The 22,397-nt window shown below is 60.5% G+C and carries 22 protein-coding genes and 1 other RNA gene; 9 read left to right on the top strand and 14 right to left on the bottom strand.

The window, feature by feature from the left end:
• Nucleotides 1–469: 469 nt before the first annotated feature.
• Together argA and argE are read right to left on the bottom strand one after the other, a co-directional pair.
• Complete coding sequence (gene argA, locus E1573_RS12330; protein WP_133213997.1) at nt 470–1,768, bottom strand: amino-acid N-acetyltransferase; 1,299 nt, start codon at nt 1,766–1,768, stop codon at nt 470–472.
• Nucleotides 1,769–1,883: 115 nt separating this feature from the next.
• The gene (gene argE / locus E1573_RS12325; RefSeq protein ID WP_133213995.1) at nt 1,884–3,041 is read right to left on the bottom strand and encodes an acetylornithine deacetylase; all 1,158 of its coding nucleotides are present in this window, start codon (nt 3,039–3,041) and stop codon (nt 1,884–1,886) included.
• A 127-nt stretch (nt 3,042–3,168) separates the two neighbouring features.
• On the opposite strand from argE, the gene E1573_RS12320 reads away from it, so the two are divergent.
• Complete coding sequence (locus E1573_RS12320; protein WP_133213993.1) at nt 3,169–4,560, top strand: inorganic triphosphatase; 1,392 nt, start codon at nt 3,169–3,171, stop codon at nt 4,558–4,560.
• 3 nt (nt 4,561–4,563) lie between these two features.
• Here the strand turns inward: E1573_RS12320 and E1573_RS12315 are convergent, their stop codons facing one another.
• Nucleotides 4,564–5,034, bottom strand: a complete 471-nt coding sequence (locus E1573_RS12315; RefSeq protein ID WP_133213991.1) for an Lrp/AsnC family transcriptional regulator — start codon at nt 5,032–5,034, stop codon at nt 4,564–4,566.
• 126 nt (nt 5,035–5,160) lie between these two features.
• Here E1573_RS12315 and E1573_RS12310 point away from each other — a divergent pair, with 126 nt between their 5' ends.
• The 3 genes from E1573_RS12310 to E1573_RS12300 all read left to right on the top strand — a co-directional run bounded on the left by E1573_RS12310 (nt 5,161) and on the right by E1573_RS12300 (nt 7,646).
• A complete protein-coding gene (locus E1573_RS12310) occupies nt 5,161–5,481 on the top strand; it encodes a hypothetical protein (RefSeq protein ID WP_133213989.1) in 321 nt (106 codons plus the stop codon).
• Nucleotides 5,482–5,580: 99 nt separating this feature from the next.
• Nucleotides 5,581–7,290, top strand: coding sequence for a GspE/PulE family protein (locus tag E1573_RS12305; protein WP_133213987.1), 1,710 nt, complete (start codon nt 5,581–5,583; stop codon nt 7,288–7,290).
• A gap of 53 nt (nt 7,291–7,343) precedes the next feature.
• Entirely contained in the window at nt 7,344–7,646 is a 303-nt protein-coding gene (locus tag E1573_RS12300) for a DUF2388 domain-containing protein (RefSeq protein ID WP_133213985.1), read from the top strand.
• A 67-nt stretch (nt 7,647–7,713) separates the two neighbouring features.
• On the opposite strand, the gene gcvP is transcribed toward E1573_RS12300, so the two are convergent.
• The 10 genes from gcvP to E1573_RS12250 all read right to left on the bottom strand — a co-directional run bounded on the left by gcvP (nt 7,714) and on the right by E1573_RS12250 (nt 19,977).
• Complete coding sequence (gene gcvP, locus E1573_RS12295; RefSeq protein WP_133213983.1) at nt 7,714–10,590, bottom strand: aminomethyl-transferring glycine dehydrogenase; 2,877 nt, start codon at nt 10,588–10,590, stop codon at nt 7,714–7,716.
• A gap of 81 nt (nt 10,591–10,671) precedes the next feature.
• Complete coding sequence (gcvH, locus tag E1573_RS12290; protein ID WP_133213981.1) at nt 10,672–11,055, bottom strand: glycine cleavage system protein GcvH; 384 nt, start codon at nt 11,053–11,055, stop codon at nt 10,672–10,674.
• 45 nt (nt 11,056–11,100) lie between these two features.
• Complete coding sequence (gene gcvT, locus E1573_RS12285) at nt 11,101–12,183, bottom strand: glycine cleavage system aminomethyltransferase GcvT (RefSeq protein WP_133213979.1); 1,083 nt, start codon at nt 12,181–12,183, stop codon at nt 11,101–11,103.
• A 121-nt stretch (nt 12,184–12,304) separates the two neighbouring features.
• A complete protein-coding gene (locus E1573_RS12280) occupies nt 12,305–13,927 on the bottom strand; it encodes an iron ABC transporter permease (protein WP_133213977.1) in 1,623 nt (540 codons plus the stop codon).
• A gap of 121 nt (nt 13,928–14,048) precedes the next feature.
• Nucleotides 14,049–15,050, bottom strand: a complete 1,002-nt coding sequence (locus tag E1573_RS12275; protein WP_133213975.1) for an extracellular solute-binding protein — start codon at nt 15,048–15,050, stop codon at nt 14,049–14,051.
• A 113-nt stretch (nt 15,051–15,163) separates the two neighbouring features.
• Nucleotides 15,164–16,381 carry a 2-octaprenyl-3-methyl-6-methoxy-1,4-benzoquinol hydroxylase gene (locus E1573_RS12270; protein ID WP_165957324.1) on the bottom strand — a complete coding sequence of 406 codons (1,218 nt, stop codon included), beginning with the start codon at nt 16,379–16,381 and terminating at the stop codon, nt 15,164–15,166.
• Between the two features lie 9 nt (nt 16,382–16,390).
• Nucleotides 16,391–16,873 carry a DUF4442 domain-containing protein gene (locus E1573_RS12265; protein WP_133213971.1) on the bottom strand — a complete coding sequence of 161 codons (483 nt, stop codon included), beginning with the start codon at nt 16,871–16,873 and terminating at the stop codon, nt 16,391–16,393.
• Between the two features lie 2 nt (nt 16,874–16,875).
• Nucleotides 16,876–18,069, bottom strand: coding sequence for a 2-octaprenyl-6-methoxyphenyl hydroxylase (ubiH, locus tag E1573_RS12260; RefSeq protein WP_133213969.1), 1,194 nt, complete (start codon nt 18,067–18,069; stop codon nt 16,876–16,878).
• On the bottom strand, nt 18,066–19,400 hold the full coding sequence (gene pepP, locus E1573_RS12255; RefSeq protein ID WP_133213967.1) for a Xaa-Pro aminopeptidase: 1,335 nt from the start codon (nt 19,398–19,400) through the stop codon (nt 18,066–18,068). The genes ubiH and pepP overlap by 4 nt, the downstream gene beginning before the upstream one ends.
• Nucleotides 19,401–19,422: 22 nt before the next feature.
• The gene (locus E1573_RS12250) at nt 19,423–19,977 is read right to left on the bottom strand and encodes a YecA family protein (RefSeq protein WP_133213965.1); all 555 of its coding nucleotides are present in this window, start codon (nt 19,975–19,977) and stop codon (nt 19,423–19,425) included.
• Nucleotides 19,978–20,129: 152 nt separating this feature from the next.
• Here E1573_RS12250 and E1573_RS12245 point away from each other — a divergent pair, with 152 nt between their 5' ends.
• The 4 genes from E1573_RS12245 (at nt 20,130) to E1573_RS12230 (ending at nt 21,544) form a co-directional block, all read left to right on the top strand.
• Nucleotides 20,130–20,339 (top strand): TIGR02449 family protein, encoded by a 210-nt coding sequence (locus tag E1573_RS12245; protein WP_133213963.1) that lies wholly within the window; start codon nt 20,130–20,132, stop codon nt 20,337–20,339.
• Complete coding sequence (locus tag E1573_RS12240; protein ID WP_133213961.1) at nt 20,336–20,653, top strand: cell division protein ZapA; 318 nt, start codon at nt 20,336–20,338, stop codon at nt 20,651–20,653. The genes E1573_RS12245 and E1573_RS12240 overlap by 4 nt, the downstream gene beginning before the upstream one ends.
• Nucleotides 20,654–20,671: 18 nt before the next feature.
• Nucleotides 20,672–20,849, top strand: a non-coding RNA gene (gene ssrS / locus E1573_RS12235) — 6S RNA.
• A gap of 83 nt (nt 20,850–20,932) precedes the next feature.
• Entirely contained in the window at nt 20,933–21,544 is a 612-nt protein-coding gene (locus E1573_RS12230; RefSeq protein ID WP_133213959.1) for a 5-formyltetrahydrofolate cyclo-ligase, read from the top strand.
• A 15-nt stretch (nt 21,545–21,559) separates the two neighbouring features.
• On the opposite strand, the gene E1573_RS26715 is transcribed toward E1573_RS12230, so the two are convergent.
• Complete coding sequence (locus E1573_RS26715) at nt 21,560–21,700, bottom strand: hypothetical protein (protein WP_165957322.1); 141 nt, start codon at nt 21,698–21,700, stop codon at nt 21,560–21,562.
• Nucleotides 21,701–21,880: 180 nt separating this feature from the next.
• On the opposite strand from E1573_RS26715, the gene E1573_RS12225 reads away from it, so the two are divergent.
• Entirely contained in the window at nt 21,881–22,330 is a 450-nt protein-coding gene (locus E1573_RS12225; protein WP_133213957.1) for an EVE domain-containing protein, read from the top strand.
• Nucleotides 22,331–22,397: the final 67 nt, after the last annotated feature.

The raw sequence follows: 22,397 nt of genomic DNA, 5'->3' as shown, positions 1-22,397 counted from the left end.
GCCCCGCGATGGTTTCCCGGTTCCCACACCAATCGTTGAAAATCCACAGCACTGTAAGAGTGCTCTGTAAGACCCTTCTGATTCATACTTCCGACCGTTGCGCCAGATGCTCGCTGAACCTAGGCTGCAGTCGTCGTTGGATCGTCCAATGACCGGATTTAGCAGTCCGACTCAATGACACAATCTACGCAACGCGCTTAATGGCGGTTGTACGTGGGGCGTCTTCGGGCGCGCCGGTTTTTTGTGTCTCTGACCGGTCTGCTAACCCGCGTACAGCTGCCACCCTTCGTTTAGCAGCGAAGTGTCGCCGCATAAGCCGGAGACGCAAATCATGAAGAAACACGTACCCGATCATTGATGGGGCCGGTATGCCGAGGCTGTTCAGCTACTTCTAGTTAGCTTGAGGGGCTCTTCGCGGGGCAAGCCCGCTCCCACAAGGCCTGTGGGAGCGGGCTTGCCCCGCGATGGGTTACAAGGCTTTTTCGAAGATCTTCGAATTACGCTGGTAGTTGTACAGCGACGCCCGCGCCGCCGGTAGCCGCTCTACCCCGCTAGGTACAAACCCACGCTCACGGAACCAGTGCGCCGTACGGGTCGTCAGGACGAACAGGGTATTGAGCCCCATTTCCCGCGCCCGTGTTTCGATGCGTTCCAGCAGTTCATCACCACGACCACCATGGCGGTACTCAGGATTGACCGCCAGGCACGCCAGTTCCCCGGCCTCGGAGTCAGCAATCGGGTACAACGCTGCACAAGCGATGATCATGCCTTCACGCTCAACCACACTGAATTGCTCGATCTCGCGCTCCAGCACTTCGCGTGAGCGACGCACCAGGATGCCCTGCTCTTCTAGCGGGCTGATCAGGTCAAGCAAGCCGCCAACATCTTCGATCGCCGCTTCACGCACTTTCTCGAACTGCTCCTGGGCAACCAGAGTGCCGCCACCGTCGCGGGTGAACAGCTCGGTCAGCAGTGCGCCATCTTCGGCGTAGCTGACGATATGACTGCGCGCCACACCGCCACGGCAAGCCTCGGCCGCAGCATCGAGCAACTCGCCCTGATAGTCGCTGCCCAGACGCGCCAGATGCGCCGGAACCTGTTGCGGGCGTAGCTCACGCACCAGCCGTCCTTGCTCGTCGAGCAAGCCGCGTTCGGCACCGAACAGCAGCAATTTGTCGGCGCCTAGCTCGATGGCCGCACGGGTGGCGACGTCTTCGCAGGCCAGATTGAAAATCTCGCCCGTCGGTGAATAGCCCAGTGGCGACAGCAACACTATGGAGCGCTCATCGAGCAGCCGGTTGATACCTTTGCGGTCAACCCGGCGCACTTCACCAGTGTGGTGGTAATCCACCCCTTCCAACACCCCGATCGGGCGTGCGGTCACCAGGTTGCCTGAGGCTACACGCAGCCGCGAACCCTGCATGGGCGACGCGGCCATATCCATCGACAGGCGCGCCTCGATGGCCAGACGCAGGTGGCCTACCGCATCGATCACGCACTCCAGGGTGGCGGCATCGGTAATGCGCATGCCGCGATGGTAATGCGGCGTCAGGCCGCGATTGGCCAGGCGCGCTTCGATCTGCGGGCGCGAGCCGTGTACCAGCACCAGGCGCACACCAAGGCTGTGCAGCAGCACCAGGTCGTGAACGATATTGCCGAAGTTAGGGTGTTCAACGCCATCACCGGGCAGCATGACCACAAAGGTGCAGTCCCGGTGGGCGTTGATGTAAGGCGAAGCATGACGCAGCCAGTTGACGTAATCGGGCATAACCACAGAGCCTGTAAAAAATGGGACAAGAACGGGAAAGCACACAGCGCTCGAAGGGTTATCGTCGGAACAGGCTTGGCGTCACGCGCAATCTCCTTTGGGAAAACGGCTGAACTCAGCGGGCAATTACCGAGCTCAGGCAATAGTGTTCGATCAATTCACGCAATAGACGCACGGTAGGCTGCAAGCGTGACATTTCAAGGTGTTCACCCGGCTGGTGGGCACAGGCGATGTCTCCTGGGCCCAACACCAGCGTGTCGCAGCCCAGGCGCTGAAGATAAGGCGCTTCGGTGCCAAAGGCTACCGCTTCGGCGCGATGCCCGGTAAGACGTTCGGCCAGGCGCACCAGTTCCGCATCGGCAACCTGTTCGAAGGGCGGCACTTCCGGGAACAGCGGGGCATAGTCGATTTTCACCTGATGCTGCTCGGCCAGCGGCACCAGTTTCTGCCGGATGGCCGCACGCAAGGCCTCTGGGTCCATACCCGGCAGTGGCCGCAGGTCGAATTCCAGGGCACATTGGCCACAGATTCGGTTGGGGTTGTCGCCGCCGTGGATGCAACCGAAGTTCAGGGTGGGTTGCGGCACACTGAACTGGGCGTTGTTGAATTCCTTTTGCCATTGCCGGCGCAGGTTCATCAACTCACCCATAACCTCATGCATGGCTTCCAGCGCGCTACGCCCCAGGCTCGGGTCCGACGAATGGCCACTGCGCCCGAGGATTTCGATGCGCTCCATCATCACCCCCTTGTGCATGCGGATCGGCTTGAGCCCGGTCGGCTCACCAATCACCGCCGCCCGCCCCAACGGGCGACCCGCTTCGGCCAGGGCACGGGCGCCGGACATCGAACTCTCTTCATCGCAAGTGGCGAGGATCAGTAGCGGCTGCTTGAAGTCGTGGGCCAGCAGCGGCTGCACCGCCTCGATGATCAAGGCAAAGAACCCTTTCATGTCGCAACTGCCAAGGCCAACCCATTTGCCATCCACTTCGGTGAGTTTCAACGGGTCGGTCTGCCACAAGGCCGGGTCATAAGGCACCGTATCGCTATGGCCGGCCAGCACCAGCCCGCCAGGGCCTGTGCCGTAGCTGGCCAGCAAGTTGAACTTGCCCGGCGCCACCTGCTGGATATCACAGGCAAAACCCAGGTCGCCCAGCCAGCCGGCCAGCAGGTCGATCACCGCGCGGTTGGACTGATCCAGCGCAGGTTGGGTACAGCTGACCGAAGGCGTCGCAATCAGCGCGGCAAACTGGTCTTTGAGCGATGGCAGCGGCATGCGCGTTCTCCTCGGGGCGAAGCTCATCATAGGGCCATCGGGCACCTGGAATAAACCGTCGGTGGCCGACTCCTGTACACTGCACGGCCAAGACGCTCCCTGTCATCCGAGCCTGGATTACCCAGCAATGCACAAAGAAACCGAAATCAAACTGCGGGTCAGCCGCGAGACCCTCGCCGCCCTGCGCGAACATCCATTGCTGAAGAAGCGCAACAAGTCTGGCTGGCAGCAGCGTGAACTGCTGAACCAGTACTTCGACACCCCTGAGCGCGACCTGGCTGCGGCCAAGGTTGCCCTGCGTCTGCGCCGCGACGGCGACGTGGTCATCCAGACCCTCAAGACCCGCGGCCAGAGCGTTGCCGGCCTGTCTCAGCGTAATGAGCATGAGTGGCAGCTGCCCAAGGCCAAGCTGGACCTGAAAAAGCTCGACGACCAGTGCTGGCCGGCCGAACTCGCCGAGGTGGACAAAAAAGCCATCAAAGCCCTGTTCACCACCGACTTCACCCGTGAATACGCCGAAATCGCCTGGGGCCGTGGCAAGTCCAAAGTGGTGATCGAAGCGGCGCTCGACCTGGGCACCGTGGTCTCGGGCAAGCTCAAGGAAGAAATCTGCGAGCTGGAACTGGAGCTGCGTGAAGGTGAGCCTGAAGCGCTGCTGGAGCTGGCCGCTGAACTGTCCGCCGCCCTGCCCTTGTTCCCGTGCGACATCAGCAAAGCCGAGCGCGGCTACCGCCTGCTCGACCCGGCCAGTTACGCTTTGAGCCTGCCCGCTGCCGAGCTGACTGCCGATATGCCGCTGGACGACGCCTATGCTGCGCTCGCCTGGCAATTGCTGGGCGCCAGCCAACGCCTGGCTGAACAGTACCGTTTCAACGGCCATTGGCGCCTGCTGCAAGACTGGGTTCAGGCCCTGGCCGAACTGCGCGCCCTGACCAGCAGCCTCGGCCAGGCCGCGCCGCGCAGCACCACTGCTGCCCTGCGCAGCAGCCTCGATGCCCTGCTGGAAGACTGGCGCCCGCTGGTACTGGCCGGTAACGACGACGAGGACGTACGCCGCGCAGCACCTGAGCAGTTCGCCGAAGAACTGCTGGATACCCGCTGGGGTCAGTTCTCTCTGGAAACCTCGCGCTGGCTGCTGGCTCGCGGCTGGGCCGTCGAGCGCAACAAGCGTGGCGACCGCCAAGGCGCTGCCCAGTTGACCAACTGGCTGAACGTGCTGCTGGCCGATGAAGCCAAGGCCCTGAACCTGCCGCTGTATCATCGCCAGCCGGAAGACCTGGCCGAGCAGCTACCGCGTATCGAGCGCCTGCTGGCTTGGTTGCACCATGCCCGTCAGGTGCTGGAGAGCCCAGACCTGGATCGCCTGTTCGGTGAACTGAACAAGCTGCACGAGCTGGCTAACCTGCCGATCAGCGACGAAGTGGAAGCCGACGTGCGCACTGAAGTCCTGGAAGCGCGCACCCAACAAGCGATGGCGGTGTTCCAGAGCCGTGGTTGGAAGCACCTGCTGCGCAAGTAAGATTCAGCGCAGCACAGGCAGACTCGTCGTGGACTTGATTTCGGACAAGGCCACGATCGAGTTGACCTCCTGAATCCCCGGCACCATCGACAGCTTTTCGAAGAAGAAGCGTTCGTAGGCCTCGATGTCCGGGGTGACAATGCGCAACAGAAAGTCCACTGACCCCATCAGCACATAGCACTCCAGCACTTCCGGGAAACCACGAATCGCTTCGGTGAACTCGGTGAAGTTGGAACGCCCGTGGGCGTTGAGTTTGACCTCGGCAAAAATCTGCGTGTTCAGGCCGATCTTTTTGCGGTCGAGCAAGGTCACCTGGCCGCGAATCACCCCCTCTTCCTTCAAACGCTGAATGCGTCGCCAGCAGGGCGACTGAGACAGGCCAACACGCTCGGCGATCTGCGCGCTGGACAGCGAAGCATCTTCCTGCAGCAAGGCCAGGATACGGCGATCATAAGCGTCGAGTTCGCTGTGCATAATTAATCCCATCATTGATTGCTTGGCGAATTGCTCAAGTCGATTATTCGCCAAATACGCTGATCTTAGAGAAAAAATACCCAGTCGCGCATGGGAAAATTTCTGGCATTGAATCCGGAGATTTCCATGAGCGCACTTGAACGCTTCGACAGCCCTGTGACCCCACTGCGTGACGATGTCTGGGCCGTAGGTAGCGCCCACAGTTGCGTGCATTACCACCTGCAGGTCGAAGCCGAGCCCGACAGTCTTTGCCGTGTGTTGAATTTATTCGCCCTGCAGTTCCTCACCCCGCACAACGTGCAGATGAAGCAGCTGAACGATGCGCTGGACATAAAAATCGAAATTGCCGGCCTGAGCTGGCATCGCGCAGAGTTGATTGCACAAAAAATGCGCAATTTGATCTGTGTGGATAACGTTGCTCTGCGCCGGTTGCAGCACCCGGATTGAACTTGGAAATGCCTGGATACGCAGATCGACCTTGTGTTTGCCCAGAGTCAACTACGCTTGTGATTGCCACCCCTTCAGGCAGCAAGGCAAGGACGCCACATGACTGTCAGCAACGAGGACCGCAGGCTCAGCCTGAGCGGCCTGTTGGGCGACCTGCTTGACGCCCGATTAATCAGTGCAAACACCGCCCAATCACTGCAAACCCACCGTTTGGCCACCGACACCCACCCGCTTGAACACCTTGCTCGCCAGCGCCTGCCCGACCCACGCCAGCCCGGCCACTACCTCGATCTGGAAACCCTGTGCCAGTGGCAGGCCAAACAGGCCGGATTGCCTTACCTGTACATCGACCCGCTACAACTCGACCTCGCCGCAACCACCGGCCTGATGTCTGCCGCCTTCGCTCAACGCCACGGCATTCTGCCCATCGCGGCCGACAGTCAAAGTGTGACGGTGGCCAGCGCCGAACCTTATGTCCGATCCTGGGAAGCTGATCTGACGCAGGTGCTGCGCCGCCCGATCAAACGTGTGCTGGCAAGCCCGGTGCAGATTCGCCAGTTCAGTCAGGCCTTCTTCCATCTGGCCCGCTCGGTCAACAGCGCCAGCGGCCAGCCGTTATCCGCGTTGCCCGGCGGCAACCATGAGCAGTTGCTTGAAGTGGGTACGCACAGCCAGCAACGCGAAGACGATGACGCCCATATCGTCACCATTGTTGACTGGCTGCTGCAGTACGCCTTCGATCAACGCGCCAGCGATATCCATCTGGAACCCCGGCGAGCCCACGGCCATCTGCGATTTCGCATCGACGGCTTGCTGCATCCCGTCTATCAGTTCCCGGCCGACGTTACGCTGGCCGTGGTCAGCCGCCTGAAAACCCTCGCGGGCATGAACGTCGCAGAAAAACGCCGCCCTCAGGATGGCCGGATCAAAACCCGTCTGCCAGTCGGCAGCGAAGTTGAACTACGCCTGTCGACCTTACCCACCACCTTCGGTGAAAAGCTGGTGATGCGTATCTTCGACCCCAATTTGCTGCAACAGGACTTCACCCAGCTAGGCCTGACGGGCAATGACTTGCAGTGCTGGCAAACGCTGATCGGGCAACGTCACGGCCTGATTCTGGTGACTGGCCCGACCGGCTCCGGCAAAACCAGCACCCTGTATGCCACCCTCAAATACCTGGCAACCCCGCAGGTCAACCTGTGTACGGTTGAAGACCCGATTGAGATGGTCGAGCCCAGTTTTAACCAGTTACAGATTCACCCGGCGATAGACCTGGGCTTTGCAGAAGGCGCCCGCGCCCTACTGCGCCAAGACCCGGACATCATCATGATCGGTGAAATCCGCGACCTGGAAACCGCTCAGGTTGCCTTTCAGGCCGCGCTAACCGGCCACTTGGTGCTGTCGACCCTGCATACCAATGATGCCTGCAGCGCCATCAGCCGCCTGCTGGAACTGGGTGTCGCCCCACACCTGATCAAGGCAGGGCTGATCGGCGTTATGGCCCAACGCCTGGTGCGCACCCTGTGCAATGCCTGCAAGGCACCAGAGACGGCAGGCGAAACCGGTTATCAGGCCCGAGGCTGCAACGAATGCCGACAAACCGGCTACCACGGACGCACAGGCATTCATGAGCTGTTGTGTATCAGCAGCGCAATGAGCGCCAGAATTCGTCACGATGTCGATCTGGCCGCGCTGCGCCAACAAGCGGCGCAGGAAGGCCTGTGCAGCTTGCTGCAAAGCGGCAAGCAAAAAGTGGCCTCTGGCCTTACCACTCAAGCAGAAGTGCTTAGAGTGGCGCCAGGGAACTAGAGACAGGCGAATCACTCCAATCGCTCAGTTCAACTCAGCTGGAGTCACCCTCGATGCGTCTCAAACCTGCAGTCGCAACCCTTGCCCTGCTTTCCCTGCCAATCGGTTCGGCCATGGCCGATACATTCTGGCGCAATGTCATTACCTCCGGCGCAACCACCGGCTCCACCTACCTGACGTCCAAAGACCACAAACTGGTCGCGGCCGCTCAAGACGACGCCAGCAGCTTTGTGGCCAGCGACGGTGCTATTCGTGGCCCTTACCTGGAATCCGCCATGAACAAGGTCCGGGCGGAAAACCCAGGGCTTGAGGCCAGCGACATGGAATTGGCCAACGCGATTCTGGTTTCGCGTTGATTTCTCGCGGGGCAAGCCCGCTCCCACAGGGTTGATGTGAACCTGTGGGAGCGGGCTTGCCCCACGATCAGCTGCGGTAATCATCCACCGGCACACAGGCACAGAACAGGTTCCGGTCACCAAACACGTTGTCGACCCGATTCACCGCTGGCCAGTACTTGTGCAACCGCACATGCTCACTGGGCGCAACACCCTGGGCAAGGCTGTAAGGCCGCTCCCACACGCCCAATACATCTGCCAAGGTATGCGGCGCATGCTTGAGCGGGTTGTCCTCCGCCGGCCAATTGCCGTCCTGCACTTCACGAATTTCCTCACGAATTTTCAGCATCGCTTCGACAAAACGATCCAATTCGGCTTTCGACTCGCTCTCGGTTGGCTCGACCATCAAGGTTCCCGGCACCGGGAACGACATGGTCGGCGCGTGGAAGCCGTAGTCCATCAGGCGTTTGGCGACATCCTCTTCGGTAATTCCAGTCAGTGCTTTCAATGGCCGTAGGTCAAGAATGCACTCATGAGCGACCCGCTCGTTACGCCCCCGATACAGTACTGGGAAGGCACCACCCAAGCGCTCGGCCAGGTAGTTGGCCGACAGGATCGCCACCTCGCTGGCATCGGCCAGTTGCGGTCCCATCATGGCGATGTACATCCAGCTGATCGGCAGGATGCTCGCACTGCCCCAGGGAGCGGCGCTCACTGCGGTGTTTTTCGGGTCTGGCCCAGGCACGGGTACCACCGGATGGCTGGCAACGAAGGGGGCCAGGTGTGCGCGCACACCAATCGGGCCCATGCCTGGCCCGCCACCACCGTGGGGAATACAGAAGGTTTTATGCAGGTTCATGTGCGAGACATCGGCGCCGATGTCGGCCGGTCGGGTCAAGCCAACCTGAGCATTGAGGTTGGCGCCGTCCATGTACACCTGACCACCCTGCCTGTGGATAACCTCGCAAATTTCGCTGATGCCCTCTTCATACACACCGTGGGTCGAGGGGTAAGTCGCCATCAGGCACGACAGCCGGTCGCCTGCCGCCTTGGCCTTGGCTTTGAGGTCGGTCAGGTCAACGTTACCCGCCTCATCGCATTCAACGATCACCACCTGCATACCGGCCATCTGCGCTGAGGCCGGGTTGGTGCCATGCGCCGAGGATGGAATCAGGCAAATGTCACGGTGCGGCTGATGCCGGCTGCGGTGGTATTTGGCAATTGCCATCAGGCCGGCGTACTCACCCTGGGCACCGGAGTTGGGTTGCATGCAAATGGCATCGAAACCGGTGATTGCACAGAGCCAGGCTTCCAGCTCATCAATCATTGCCTTGTATCCCTGCACCTGCGCAGCCGGTGCAAAGGGATGCAGGGCAGCAAAGCCTGGCCAGGTGATCGGAATCATTTCACTGCTGGCGTTGAGCTTCATGGTGCAGGAGCCCAGCGGAATCATTGACTGATTCAGCGCCAGGTCTTTGTTCTCCAGCTGCTTGAGATAGCGCAGCATCTCGGTTTCGCTGTGGTGCAGGTTGAACACCGGGTGCGTGAGAAAAGTTGACTGGCGTACCAGTGCCGCAGGAATACCTTCCGGCAAAGCCAAGGCATCGAGGGCGGCAATATCCAAACCGTGGTCAGCGCCAAGGAATATATCGAACAGGCGCAACACCGTTGATTCGTCACAGGTTTCGTCGAGGCTGACGCCCAACTGGCCACGCCCCAAGATGCGCAGATTGATCTGCGCTGCTTCAGCACTTTCGATAATGGCCGTCTGGCTGCCGCCCACCTCCAGGGTGAGCGTGTCGAAGAAGTGCTGGTTGAGGCGTTTGATGCCCTTGCTTTCCAACCCTGCGGCCAGCACGAAGGTCAATGCATGCACGCGCTGGGCAATGCGCTGCAAACCTTCCGGGCCGTGATACACCGCGTAAAAGGCGGCGATATTGGCCAGCAGCACTTGAGCGGTACAGATGTTGGAGTTGGCCTTCTCGCGGCGGATATGCTGCTCACGGGTTTGCAGGGCCATGCGCAGCGCCACGTTGCCGCGCGCATCCTTGGACACGCCAATAATGCGACCGGGCATGGCCCGCTTGAAGGCATCACGGCAGGCAAAATAGGCCGCATGCGGGCCGCCATAACCCATGGGCACACCAAAACGCTGTGACGTGCCCAGCACGACATCTGCGCCTTGTTCACCCGGTGGGGTCAACATCAGCAGGCTGAGCAGATCGGCAGCCACGCAGGCTAACGCGTGTTGTCTATGCAGGTGCTCGATCAACGGGCGCAGGTCACGGATTTCACCGTGGGTATCGGGGTACTGCAGCAACGCCCCGAAAACCTGGTAGTTGCCGAGGTTATCCACAGCATCGACGACCAGTTCAAAGCCGAACCCCTCGGCGCGGGTTTGCAGTACCGACAGGGTCTGGGGATGACAGTGCTCATCGGCGAAGAACACATTGCTTTTCGACTTGGCCATGCGCTTGGCCAGCGCCATGGCTTCGGCCGCTGCGGTGGCCTCATCGAGCAGAGAGGCGTTGGCCAGGTCTAAACCGGTGAGATCGATGATCATCTGCTGGAAATTCAGCAGGGCTTCCAGGCGACCTTGAGCAATTTCCGGCTGATAGGGCGTGTAGGCGGTGTACCAGCCCGGATTTTCAAGGACGTTGCGCAAAATGACGTTGGGCGTGACCGTGCCGTGGTAGCCCATACCGATCAGGCTGGTCCATACCTGGTTCTGCTCGGCATAGCCCCTGAGTTTATTGAGGGCGGCCTGCTCATCGAGGGCGGCAGGTAATGCCAGTGGGCCACTCAGGAGAATGCCCGGGGGTACGGTCTGTTCAATCAGTTCACGGCGGCTGCCCAGACCCAGGGCCTGTAGCATGGCCTGCTGCTCCGAGGCATCAGGGCCCAGGTGGCGACGCAGGAAAGGATTGGGGTCGTGCAGTTGGCTCAGGGACGGCGACTGGGACATAGCGGCTCTCTCTTCCTAGACCAAGCCCCGACCAGTCGAGGCATATTGAGTCTAGGAAGAGATTGGCGCTTTGTGTGAAAACTATTCGCCGATGGCAGCTTTGTAGCCAGCGGCATCGAGCAGTTTGTCCAGCTCGGCCTTGTCGCTTGGCTTGAGTTTGAAGATCCAGCTGTCGTAAGGAGATTCGTTCAGCGACTCTGGGCTATCGGCCAGTTCCTCGTTCACCGCGATCACTTCGCCGCCGACCGGGGCATAGATGTCCGAAGCGGCCTTGACCGATTCAACCACACCGGCAGCGTCGCCTGCAGCGAAGACCTTGCCGACTTCTGCCAGCTCAACGAACACCACGTCTCCCAGTGCTTCCTGGGCATGGTCGCTGATACCGACAGTTACCGTGCCATCAGCTTCCAGCCTGGCCCACTCATGGCTTTCGGCAAAACGCAGTTCGGCGGGAATATTGCTCATCTTGTTATCCTCAATAGGGTCAGCGGTAGGCCCGCCAGAATAGGGTCAGATCAAAATCTTGCCATGGCGCACGAAGGTCGGCTTGACCACCCGCACCGGGTACCACTTGCCACGGATCTCCACTTCGGCACGCTCACCGGTTGCCATCGGCACCCGTGCCAGCGCTATCGACTTGCTCAGCGTAGGAGAGAAACTACCACTGGTGATCTCTCCTTCGCCAATACCCGCGACACGAACCACTTGGTGAGCACGCAAGACACCGCGCTCTTCCAGCACCAGGCCAACCATTTTTTGCTCGACGCCGTGCTCGATTTCCGCCAACAAGCCCTGACGGCCGATAAAATCACGCTCGGCTGGCTCCCAGGCCACGCTCCAGCCCAGGTTGGAGGTCAGCGGTGTGTGGGCCTCGTCGATGTCCTGGCCGTAAAGGTTCATGCCTGCTTCAAGGCGCAGTGTGTCACGTGCACCCAAGCCACTCGGTGCGATGCCCGCGCCCACCAGGTCGTTGAAAAATGCAGTGGACTGGTCTTTCGGAAAGATGATTTCCAACCCGTCTTCACCGGTGTAGCCGGTGCGGGCGATGAACCAATCACCTTCACTGCGGCCTTCAAAGGGTTTGAGCTCACGGATCATGGCTGCCCGTGGTGCCGATACCAGCTCGGCGACTTTGTTACGCGCTTCGGGTCCCTGGATTGCCAGAATGGCCAGCTCAGGGCGCTCCTTGAATTCAACCTGAAAGCTGCCCTTGCAGGCAGTCATCCAGGCCAGGTCTTTGTCTCGGGTCGAGGCGTTGACCACTAGGCGGTAACCGTCTTCACAGCGGTAGACGATCATGTCGTCAATGACGTTGCCCTGCTCGTCGAGCATGGTGCTGTACAGCGCTTTGCCAGTTTCAGTCAGACGGTCGACGTCGTTGGCCAGCAATCGCTGCAACCAGACACGGGCTTGGGCACCGTTTACGTCGATGACGGTCATGTGGGAAACGTCAAACACCCCACAGTCACGTCGCACCTGATGGTGCTCCTCGACCTGCGAGCCGTAATGCAAGGGCATATCCCAACCGCCAAAATCGACCATCTTGGCGCCGAGGGCCAAGTGCAGGTCATACAAAGGCGTGCGCAGTCCCATGGGTTTCTCCTTCCGGGCGTGGCTAAGCCACGGCTGTTGGCAGCATTTCAGCTACCCGGTCTGTAGGACCGGCCGCAGCGAATGCCGCGCATTGTAGCTGCAAGCTTGAAGGCTGACACCCTCAGCGCGTTTGACCTACGTGTCGGGCTGAACGTCGGATCAGACCGATGACCGGTAAAAGGCCTACCAGAATCAAGGTCAGGGCCGGCAAAGAGGCGCGTGCCCACTCACCTTCGCTGGTCATTTCAAAGACGCGGACGGCCAGGGTGTCCCAGCCGAAGGGACGCATCAGCAAGGTGGCCGGCATTTCCTTGAGGACATCGACGAACACCAGCAAAGCGGCGCTCAATGCGCCGGGTACCAAGAGCGGTAGATACACCTTGAAAAACAATCTCGGCCCACTGACCCCAAGGCTGCGCGCAGCCTCCGGCAATGAGGGGCGAATGCGCCCCAGGCTGTTTTCCAGAGGCCCGTAGGCCACCGCCATGAAGCGCACCAGATACGCCAGCAGCAGGGCTGAAAGACTGCCCAGCAACAAAGGCCGGCCTGCACCGCCCAGCCAGTTGGATAGCGGTACCACCAGTTGATTGTCCAGGTAACTGAAGGCCAGCATGATCGACACCGCCAATACCGACCCCGGCAAGGCATAGCCCAGGTTGGCAATACCGACCCCGGCACGTATCCCCGAGGTAGGAGCCTGACGACGGGCAAAGGCCAGCACCAACGCCACACTCACAGTGATCAGCGCCGCCATTGCCCCCAGGTAGAGGGTATGGAGGATCAGACTGGTGTAGCGCTCATCCAGATCGAATCGCCCACGCTGCCAGAACCACACCAGCAATTGCACCACCGGAATAACGAAGGCACAGGCGAATACCAATGCACACCAGCCGGTAGCGGCCAGCGCCTTGATACCACGCAAGTGATACAGCGCCTTGCCCCGTGGCCGCTCGTTGCTGCTGCGCACAGCGCCACGGGCACGGCGCTCGCCGTAAAGCACCAGCATCACCGCCAGCAGCAACAAGCTGGCCAGTTGTGCCGCGCTCGACAGGCTGAAGAACCCGTACCAGGTCTTGTAGATTGCCGTGGTGAAGGTGTCGAAGTTGAACACCGACACCGCGCCAAAATCAGCCAGGGTTTCCATCAAGGCCAGTGCGACACCAGCACCGATCGCCGGACGGGCCATCGGTAGGGCAACGCGCCAGAACGCTTGCAACGGCGAATGCCCCAGCACCCGCGCCGCTTCCATCAGGCCTTTGCCTTGAGCCAGGAAGGCCGTGCGCGCCAGCAGGTACACATAGGGGTAGAACACCAGCACCAGGACGATGATCACCCCGCCGGTGGAGCGCACACGCGGCAGGCGCATGGGCCCGAACCACTCGCGCAACAGGGTTTGTACCGGCCCGGAGAAGTCCAGCAAGCCAACAAAAACGAAGGCCAGCACATAGGCAGGAATGGCGAACGGCAGCATCAGCGCCCAGTCCAGCCAACGCCGCCCGGGGAACTCGCACAGGCTGGTGAGCCAGGCCAGGCTGACACCCAGCAAGGTGACGCCCACACCGACCCCGACAATCAAGGTCAAGGTATTGCCCAACAGGCGGCTCATCTGGGTGTCGAGCAGGTGCGACCAGATTTGCATGTCGACCGACTGCCACGACAGCAAGAGCACGCTCAGCGGTAGCAGTACCAGAGCGGCAATGGCGAAAACCAGGGGATACCAGCGGCGTTGGGCAGGGTGAGCCAAAAGGGGGAATCTCTATAGGGGAACACTGTGGGAGCGGGCTTGCCCCGCGATCGCGGTGTGTCTGTCACGTCGCAATCGCGGGGCAAGCCCGCTCCTACACAGGCAGGATAAAGCTTTGCGCTTAGTTCCAGCCAGCCCGATCCATCAAACGAATGGCTTCAGCCTGACGCTTGCCGGCAATTTCAACCGGAATGGTGTCAGCCTTGAAGGTGCCCCAGGCCGCCACTTCTTCAGACGGTGCAACTTTCGGGTTGGCCGGGAACTCCTGGTTTACACCTGCGAAAATCTTCTGTGCTTCTTCACCAGTCATCCACTCGACCAGCTTGGTCGCAGCTTCAGGATGCGGTGCATACTTGGTCAGGCCAATGCCCGACAGGTTGACGTGCACACCACGGTCGGCCTGGTTTGGCCAGAACAGCTTGACCTTCAGGTCCGGGTTTTCCTTGTGCAGGCGACCGTAGTAGTAAGTGTTGACGATACCCACGTCGCATTGACCGGCGTTGATGGCTTGCAGCAGGGCGGTGTCGTCAGAGAACACATCGGTGGACAGGTTGTTGACCCAACCCTTGATGATTTCCTCGGTTTTCTTCTCACCGTGGGTTTCAATCAGGGTCGCGGTCAGCGACTGGTTGTAGACCTTCTTCGCGGTCCGCAGGCACAGGCGCCCTTCCCAGTTCTTGTCGGCCAGCGCCTCGTAGGTGCTCAGCTCTTCGGGTTTGACCCGCTCGGTGGAGTAGGCGATGGTCCGTGCGCGCAGGCTCAGGCCGGTCCAGTCGTGTGACGTGGCGCGGTACTGCTTGGGAATGTTGGCATCGATCACGTCCGATTTGATCGGCTGCAGGATGCCCATCTGTTCAGCCTGCCAGAGGTTGCCAGCATCGACGGTGAGCAGCAGGTCGGCGGTAGCATTCTGCCCTTCGGCCTTGATGCGCTGCATCAGCGGCGCTTCCTTGTCGGTGATGAACTTGACCTTGACCCCGGTCTTGGCGGTGTAGGCGTCGAACACCGGCTTGATCAACTCGTCGATGCGCGAGGAATACACCACCACTTCGTCTGCCGCCTGGGCAGTACCGCCCAACAGAGTCAGAGCCAGAGCGGCCAATACGTGCTTGCGTGGCAACATGGTGCAGTCCTCAGAGTTCAATTAAGGCGCAAATGGTAGTTAATCCCATTTGCCTTCTCAACCGAACTCACCGGGGAGGAGTTACCAGATGTTACGGAGGTTAAAGAATGGCGTCAGGCCCGCGCCAACTCCGGCAGATCGCCGCTAAGCCCCAGGGCCTGACGCACAAACAGTGCTTTGGCCTCGGGCAATTGCTCAACCCATTTCAGGCCACTGTTGCGCAACCAGCGCAGCGGTAATGGATCGGCCTGGAACAACCGCTCAAACCCTTCCATGGCCGCCATCAGCGCCAGGTTGTGCGGCATGCGCCGCCGCTCGAAACGGCTCAGCACACGCTCATCGGCCAATCGTTCACCGCGTTCATAGGCACGCAGCAACTCTTCAGCCAACACTGCCGCATCGAGAAAGCCCAGGTTGACACCCTGCCCGGCCAGCGGGTGAATGGTGTGCGCAGCGTCGCCAATCAGCGCCAGACCTTCGGCCACGTAACGCTTGGCGTGGCGCTGGCGTAGCGGCACGCACAGTCGAGGGTCAGCCTGTAGAACGCGGCCAAGGCGCCCTTCGAAGTCACGCTCAAGTTGGGCGCAGAACTGCGCATCGTCCAGTTGCATCAGACGCTCAGCCTGCTCTGGCGTTGTCGACCAGACAATCGAGCACCAGTCCTGTTGACCATCACGTAGCAACGGCAAGAAGGCCAACGGCCCGTCATCGGTGAAGCGCTGCCAGGCAGTGGCCTGATGCGGCGCAGTGCAACGCACACTGGTGACAATCGCGTGATGCTGGTAATCCCACTCGCGGGTCTCGCAGCCGGTCAGGCGGCGTACGGCCGAGTTCGCGCCATCGGCGGCAATCACCAGCGGCGCACGCAATTTACGGCCATCGGCGAGGGTCAGCAGCCACTCATCACCGGAGCGGCGCATCTGCTCCAGGCGCGCATTGGCCAGCAGGCCGACTTCACTGTCATGCAGTCGCTCCAGCAGGCCGTCTTGCACCACTCGGTTTTCAACGATATGCCCCAGCACCTCGGCATGCACGCTGGCGGCAGAGAAATGAATCTGCCCGGTGCCGCTGCCGTCCCAGACGCGCATGTCGGTGTAAGGGCTGATACGTCGCCGCTCAATCCCCTGCCAGGCGCCCAGGCGCTCAAGAATGCGCTGGCTGGCCATCGACAGGGCACTGACCCGAGGCTCGAAGGCTGCCTGCTCATCGAAGGATTTGACCGACAACGGGCTGCCGTCGAGCAGGAGAATTTCCAGGCCGCTGTGCTGCAATGCCAGGGCCAGGGCGCTGCCGACCATACCGGCACCGACAATCAACAGATCTGCGCGCATTTCCATGCCTTAAGCCTGTCTCGCTTGCGGCTTGAGCCGCACGTAAAGGGTTTTGTCGACCTGCGCTACCAGTTCACCGGCAGCGTCACGGATATCGACCTGAAGTCGTGGCAGGTATTTCTTGCCACCTGCCGTGTGCTCGCGAATGTCAGTCAGTAACTGATCATCGATGCGCAGCTCGGCGAACACCGGGCCTTTGCCCGGCGAAATGAAATCGATGCTGGCTGCTTTGTCCCAGACGATATATTCGCGGCCCAGCAGTTCCATCAGCATCAGCATGTAGAACGGATCGACCATCGAATACAGGCTGCCGCCAAACTGAGTGCCGACATAGTTGCGATTGAACCTGTTCAAGGCCATGCGCACCTTCACCTGCCGAAAGTCCGCACTGATGCTTTGCACGCGAATACCCGCGCCAATGTAGGGCGGGTAAAAATTGAGTATCCAGCGCAGCACACGCGCACGCCGGGCCAGTTTGCGCGAATCGGCCATGCTCAGCTCCGTGGGTCCGGGCGGGTTCCCAGGCCCATGGCCTGCCGGGCAAACCAACGCTTGGCCGGGGGCAGCAGATCGAGCCCGAGCAGCCCCAGGTTACGCCCCGTGGCGATCAGTGGCTGAGCACTGCCGAACAGGCGGGTGACCCGGTCGGAGAAGCCGACAGTCAGGTCCTGGTCCAGGCGCTGACGCTCGCGATAGGCTTGCAGCGTTGCAAAATCACCGGGTACTGCCGGGCCAGCCAGCAGGCCTTCGGCCAGCGACTGCACATCACGTAGCGACAAGTTGAACCCCTGCCCGGCAATCGGGTGCAGGCTGTGCGCGGCATTACCCAAGACCACCAGGTGCGGGCGTACCTGCTCCTGTGCTTCTACCAGCGACAAGGGGTACAGATGCCGTGCGCCGACCTGACGCAATGCGCCCAAGCGATACCCGAACACCGCCTGCAACTCGCTGAGGAAGCTGCGCTCATCCAGTTCGGCCAAACGCTTGGCGTCCATACCGGCTCGGGTCCAAACCAGCGCACAGCGATTCTCCGGCAACGGCAGCAAGGCCATTGGGCCTTCGTCGGTGAAGCGTTCGAACGCCTGGCCACGGTGGGCTTCGCTCGGTGTGATGTTGGCGATCAGCGCGCTCTGGTTGTAGGGCCGTTGGCTGACATGAATACCCAGTTGCTCACGCAAACCGGAGCGGCCACCATCGGCCAGCACAGCCAGGTCGCACTCGATCAGGGTGTCATCGTTGAGCGTCAGTCGATAGCCGTCTTCCAGTGCCTGCATGGCAGTGACTTCAGCCGGGCAACGCCAGCTCACCACTTCGGCATCCAGCGCTTTCCACAGGCACTGGCCAAGCCAGGCGTTTTCAACCACGTAGCCCAGGGCAGGAACCCCTTCTTCCAGTGCATCCAGGCGTGTGGCACCAAAGCGGCCACGGTCAGAAACCTGGATCTGGCGGATCGGCTCGGCGCGGCGACTGATCTGTTGCCACAGCCCCAGACGCTCATAGATCTGGCGTGTGCCGAAGGACAACGCCGAAGAGCGTGCGTCGTAGCTCGGCTGATAGCTATCGCCCGGCGCAAAGGGCTCGATCAGCAGGATTTTCCAGCCACGCGCTTTAGCGCCAGCCTGCAGGGCGAGTGCCAGACTGGCGCCCACCAGGCCACCGCCAATGATTGCAAGGTTTACCCGACTCATGCCGCAGCACTGCGCGCGGCAGCCATCAAGGCCTCGATTTCGGCGACTGTCTTCGGCACACCCGAGGTCAGGATTTCACAGCCCTGTTTTGTTACCACTACGTCGTCCTCGATACGTACACCAATGCCGCGCCACTTTTTCGCGACACTCTGGTTGTCGGCACCGATGTAGATGCCAGGTTCCACTGTCAACGCCATACCCGGTTCCAGTACACGCCACTGGCCGCCGACCTTGTACTCACCCACATCATGCACATCCATGCCCAGCCAGTGCCCGGCACGGTGCATATAGAAAGCGCGATACGCCTCGCTTTCTATCAAGTCTTCGACCTTACCCTTGAGCAGGCCCAATTCCACCAGGCCCTCAGTGATGACCTGTACCGTCGCTTCATGGGCGTGGTTCCAGTGCTTGCCTGGGGCAATAACCGCGAACGCTGCTTCCTGGGCTTTGAGCACCAGTTCGTAGATCGCCTTCTGCTCCGGCGAAAACCGCCCGCTGACCGGAAAGGTACGGGTGATGTCGCTGGCGTAGCAGTCAATTTCACACCCGGCGTCGATCAGTACCAGATCGCCATCCTTGAGCGGTGCATCGTTCTCTTGGTAATGCAGGATGCAGCTGTTGCGGCCTGCCGCGACAATCGAGCCATAGGCTGGCATCTTCGCCCCGCCTTTGCGGAACTCGTAATCCAGCTCGGCTTCCAGGCTGTATTCACGTAGCCCCGCCTGACATGCCTGCATCGCCCGTACATGAGCCCGCGCGGAAATCGCTGCAGCCTCACGCATCACTTTCACTTCTGCCGCCGATTTATACAGACGCATGTCATGCAGCAGATGATCCAGGGCAACGAACTCGTTCGGCGGCTGGGCGCCAAGGCGCGCTTTGGAGCGGATCACGTTGATCCACTCCATCAGGTGACGATCGAATTCGGCATTGCTGCCCATGGCCGAATAGACTCGGTCACGCCCTTCGATCAGGCCCGGCAGGATGTCGTCGATATCGGTGATGGGGAAGGCATCATCGGCGCCAAAGTCACGGATCGCCCCTTCTTGCCCTGCGCGCAGACCGTCCCACAGCTCGCGCTCCGGGTTACGCTCGCGGCAAAACAGCACGTACTCGCCATGTTCACGGCCTGGGATCAGGGCGATCACGGCCTCGGGTTCGGGGAAACCACTCAGGTACTGGAAGTCGCTGTCCTGACGGTATACATGCTCGACATCGCGGTTACGAATGGCAACGGCGGCTGCGGGCAGGATGGCAATACTGTTGGGCTCCATCTGCGCCATCAGCGCCTTGCGTCGACGGGCGTATTCCGACTTGGGGATATGGCTCATGGGCAGTGGAGTCCTTCTACTATCAGTGCAGCGACGGTTTGGCAGCAGGCTCGACCGGCTTGGCCAGCTCCGTGTACAGCAGCAACGGAGCGACGCGCAGGTATTCCATGACTTCCATATAGTCGCTTTCGCCGTCTTCGGACTCTTCCAGAGCGTCCTGAACCTGCGAAATGGCGTCCAGGTCCTGCAAGACTTCTTTGGCCTCGGCGCTCAGGGTCAAGCCACCCGCATTCAAGCCAAAACCATAGAGGAAGCCCTTGCACCACTCACCCAGGGCAGCAGCCCGGTCGGTCAGGGCAGCGTCATCGCCCGGCAACAGCAGCACAACAGTGATATCGTCGCCGGTGAGTTCACCTTTGACCATTTCCTGCAGGCCGATCAAAGCATTACGAACGTTGTCTGCCGGATCGTTTTCCAACAGGTGGGCAGCATCGGCCAGCCAGGCTTCGGCATCGAAGCCGGCGCCTGCGCAGCTGCGGCCGAGCAACAGACCGTGCAGTTCGGCAGGGGAAACAGGGTGCCCGTTGCTGCTGAGCAACGTGGCGAAAGCGGTATACGGCGAATTGGTATTGGGCATGGGCAACTAGGCGCCAGACGGCGCAATGACTAGAATGAAGACCTTGTATCCTAGCACCGGCAGGCGCGCCAAGACCATCGACGCGGCCAACTCGGGGCAGGCCGGGGTATAAACCGGGCAACCATCCGCCAGACCGAATCGAGTGGCAATCCATGCAAGAGAACGATCTGCAAACGCTGATGGGCCGATTCGAGCTACTGATAGAGCGAGTCGAGCAACTAAAACGGCAAAACGCACTCCTATTAACGCAGGAAAAGTCCTGGCGCGAGGAACGCGCCCACCTCATCGAAAAAAACGAAATCGCCCGGCGTAAGGTCGAATCGATGATTTTGCGACTCAAGGCCCTGGAGCAAGACTCATGAGTTCAAGCAATAGCGTCACCGTTCAGATCCTCGACAAAGAGTACTCGATCATCTGTCCGCCTGAAGAGCGCAGCAACCTGGTCAGCGCCGCGCGCTACCTGGATGGCAAAATGCGCGAAATTCGCAGCAGCGGCAAAGTGATTGGTGCCGACCGGATCGCCGTGATGGCTGCACTGAATATCACCCACGACCTGCTGCACAAGCAGGAGCGCCCTGAAGTACCGGCTGGCGGTGCAACGCGCGAACAGGTACGCGACCTGCTCGAACGCGTTGATCAAGCACTGGCCGACGATCAAGATTCAAATAAGGGTTGAGTATCGGTATACTGGCGCCACTCCCTGGAGTGCTTGCCAGTCGGTCATGTCCCTGAGCCGATACGCACAACCACGGGGGTTGCACGTGGGGCCGGTGTGCATGTCCGCTTGACGGAAAGCCTTAACGCCTCCTGCAATCTCCACCTTGAACTTTCGGGTTCAAGGGCTACACCGACAGCGGTTCGTCGGGGAGCCTGAATTATCATTGCTCGCATCCTGCTGCGGGCAATTCGAGCTGTCACCCGTTCGGGGGCAGCCCTCTCTGGGAACGCCCGTGCCATGACCGACACCGCGCCGCTCACCCGCCCCCAGCTTCGCCGCCTGTTACGTGATGCTCGCCGCGCCTTGAGCCCGGCCCAGCAGCGTCAGGCCGCGCTTGGGTTGTACCGGCAACTGGCGCAGCATCCGCTGTTCCGCCGCGCCCGCCACATCGCCCTGTACCTGCCCAACGATTGCGAAATCGACCCACGTCTGCTGCTGCGCGAAGCCCAGCGACGGGGCAAGCGCACTTATTTGCCGGTGTTGCATGCCTGGCCGAGAACCAAGATGGCCTTTCAGCGTATCGAGCACGGAGAAAAGCTGCGCCCCAACCGTTTCCGCATCCCCGAACCGCACATCAGTCTGGCGCGGCAACGCCCCATCTGGGCGCTGGATCTGATCTTGCTACCCTTGGTAGGGTTTGATGAAGTCGGTGGCCGATTGGGGATGGGGGGTGGCTTCTATGATCGAAGCCTGGCCTATCAGGCGCGGCGCAAAGCGTGGAAAAAGCCTTTGCTGTTGGGCTTGGCCCATGAGTGCCAGAAAGTTGAACGGCTGGCTCAAGCCAGTTGGGACGTGCCGCTACAAGGAACGGTCTCGGACCGCGGTTGGTATCTAGCGCCTCTTCAATAAGCGCCAGCCTGGCAATCAACGTTGCTGCGGATTGACCGGCACTTCGTAGGCCGCGTCGAGCTTGCGCTCCCAAAGGCTTTGCGCATAACCGGTAGTGACCACACCCAAACCGAACAGAAACACCAAAATCCAGAGCAGGTCCGGTTTGCGATTCATTGATTGCCCCCCTCAGGCAAACTGATCACGTTGTCAGCAACGTTTTTTAATGGTTGCAGCAGCGCCAAGCTTAAAAAGGGCGCATTCTCCGACAACCTGCGTCGACACGCAAACCTTGACGCCAACCGGCTGTCGGTTTCATGCAACAGGTTATTTCAAACTTTTTCAGGAGCAGTATCCATGGCCTATTGGCTGATGAAGTCCGAGCCCGATGAGCTCTCGATCAAGGATCTGGCGCGCCTGAAAGAAGCGCGCTGGGACGGCGTTCGCAACTATCAAGCCCGTAATTTCCTGCGCAGCATGGCGGTGGGCGACCAGTTCTTCTTCTACCACTCCAGTTGCCCGGAACCGGGTATCGCCGGTATCGCGCGGATCAGTGCAGAGGCCTATCCCGACCCAACGGCACTGGACCCACAAAGCCATTATTTCGACGCCAAGGCCAGTGCCGAGAAGAATCCTTGGAGTGCGGTGGACGTAGCCCACGTGGAGACCTTTAGCAAGGTTCTGGGCCTGGGCTACCTCAAGCTGCAGACCGCACTGGCTGAGTTGCCTCTGGTGCAAAAAGGCAGCCGCCTGTCGGTGATGCCCGTCACCGCAGAACAATGGGCCGCCATACTCGCACTGCGTTAAACCGGGTAGGATGCTATCGATTTGACTAACATCAACGCACCAAGGTCGGTGCCGCGTCACAATCTGA

The organism is Pseudomonas sp. H9 (assembly GCF_004353925.1).
Taxonomy (GTDB): Bacteria; Pseudomonadota; Gammaproteobacteria; order Pseudomonadales; family Pseudomonadaceae; genus Aquipseudomonas.
This window is presented reverse-complemented; position numbering and strand designations above follow the sequence as displayed.

What these genes read in the sequence shown, in the direction of transcription:
- argA (WP_133213997.1), bottom strand. Translation starts at nt 1,768, where the DNA reads ATGCCCGATTACGTCAACTGGCTGCGTCATGCTTCGCCTTACATCAAC.
- E1573_RS12305 (WP_133213987.1), top strand. Translation starts at nt 5,581, where the DNA reads ATGACTGTCAGCAACGAGGACCGCAGGCTCAGCCTGAGCGGCCTGTTG.
- ubiH (WP_133213969.1), bottom strand. Translation starts at nt 18,069, where the DNA reads ATGAGTCGGGTAAACCTTGCAATCATTGGCGGTGGCCTGGTGGGCGCC.
- E1573_RS12240 (WP_133213961.1), top strand. Translation starts at nt 20,336, where the DNA reads ATGAGTTCAAGCAATAGCGTCACCGTTCAGATCCTCGACAAAGAGTAC.
- gcvH (WP_133213981.1), bottom strand. Translation starts at nt 11,055, where the DNA reads ATGAGCAATATTCCCGCCGAACTGCGTTTTGCCGAAAGCCATGAGTGG.
- argE (WP_133213995.1), bottom strand. Translation starts at nt 3,041, where the DNA reads ATGCCGCTGCCATCGCTCAAAGACCAGTTTGCCGCGCTGATTGCGACG.
- E1573_RS26715 (WP_165957322.1), bottom strand. Translation starts at nt 21,700, where the DNA reads ATGAATCGCAAACCGGACCTGCTCTGGATTTTGGTGTTTCTGTTCGGT.
- E1573_RS12300 (WP_133213985.1), top strand. Translation starts at nt 7,344, where the DNA reads ATGCGTCTCAAACCTGCAGTCGCAACCCTTGCCCTGCTTTCCCTGCCA.
- E1573_RS12265 (WP_133213971.1), bottom strand. Translation starts at nt 16,873, where the DNA reads ATGGCCGATTCGCGCAAACTGGCCCGGCGTGCGCGTGTGCTGCGCTGG.
- E1573_RS12315 (WP_133213991.1), bottom strand. Translation starts at nt 5,034, where the DNA reads ATGCACAGCGAACTCGACGCTTATGATCGCCGTATCCTGGCCTTGCTG.
- E1573_RS12275 (WP_133213975.1), bottom strand. Translation starts at nt 15,050, where the DNA reads ATGTTGCCACGCAAGCACGTATTGGCCGCTCTGGCTCTGACTCTGTTG.
- E1573_RS12310 (WP_133213989.1), top strand. Translation starts at nt 5,161, where the DNA reads ATGAGCGCACTTGAACGCTTCGACAGCCCTGTGACCCCACTGCGTGAC.
- E1573_RS12230 (WP_133213959.1), top strand. Translation starts at nt 20,933, where the DNA reads ATGACCGACACCGCGCCGCTCACCCGCCCCCAGCTTCGCCGCCTGTTA.
- E1573_RS12250 (WP_133213965.1), bottom strand. Translation starts at nt 19,977, where the DNA reads ATGCCCAATACCAATTCGCCGTATACCGCTTTCGCCACGTTGCTCAGC.
- gcvP (WP_133213983.1), bottom strand. Translation starts at nt 10,590, where the DNA reads ATGTCCCAGTCGCCGTCCCTGAGCCAACTGCACGACCCCAATCCTTTC.
- E1573_RS12225 (WP_133213957.1), top strand. Translation starts at nt 21,881, where the DNA reads ATGGCCTATTGGCTGATGAAGTCCGAGCCCGATGAGCTCTCGATCAAG.
- gcvT (WP_133213979.1), bottom strand. Translation starts at nt 12,183, where the DNA reads ATGGGACTGCGCACGCCTTTGTATGACCTGCACTTGGCCCTCGGCGCC.
- E1573_RS12270 (WP_165957324.1), bottom strand. Translation starts at nt 16,381, where the DNA reads ATGCGCGCAGATCTGTTGATTGTCGGTGCCGGTATGGTCGGCAGCGCC.
- E1573_RS12245 (WP_133213963.1), top strand. Translation starts at nt 20,130, where the DNA reads ATGCAAGAGAACGATCTGCAAACGCTGATGGGCCGATTCGAGCTACTG.
- pepP (WP_133213967.1), bottom strand. Translation starts at nt 19,400, where the DNA reads ATGAGCCATATCCCCAAGTCGGAATACGCCCGTCGACGCAAGGCGCTG.
- E1573_RS12320 (WP_133213993.1), top strand. Translation starts at nt 3,169, where the DNA reads ATGCACAAAGAAACCGAAATCAAACTGCGGGTCAGCCGCGAGACCCTC.